Annotated in this window: 1 pseudogene; it reads right to left on the reverse strand. The window is 40.9% G+C overall.

From position 1 onward, the window contains the following. A pseudogene (locus tag J8281_RS19100) lies at positions 1-447 on the reverse strand (hypothetical protein); the annotation flags it as partial.

A 447-nucleotide genomic window follows, 5' to 3' on the forward strand; every position in this document is an offset into this window, starting at 1 on the left:
TTGGATTTTTTATTATTATTTTTCAGGAATACCGACCCATTATTGTAGCTACCATCTGCATCGGTTTCCTTTATGAAAATACGTTGCCCATTGTTGAACTCTACGTTACCATCAGCTACAATCTCGGTAATGAATCCTTGACCTACTGGCAAGTATCGTGTTGGTACTTTTGTTCCCTCTAGGCCTCCTGTTGTGGCACCTTCTAAACCAATAAACTGTGAGGCTCTTATCGCTCCTGTTTTATTTATCTGAGCATAGCCTCCATTGTAAGCATCTAAATTATGGGACGTACCGCTCCATTGTTGCCACAATTGTAAAGTTCCATCTATCACGCCTACATTATCGTCTATAAATTCATGAACGTCTAATGCTGATGGATAGGGGTTACCCAATAAAAACTCGGTCTTACTTGTTCCTGCTACAGAACCTGCGCCACCTCTATCTTCT

This window comes from Aquimarina sp. U1-2 (genome assembly GCF_017897595.1).
Lineage (GTDB): Bacteria > Bacteroidota > Bacteroidia > Flavobacteriales > Flavobacteriaceae > Aquimarina.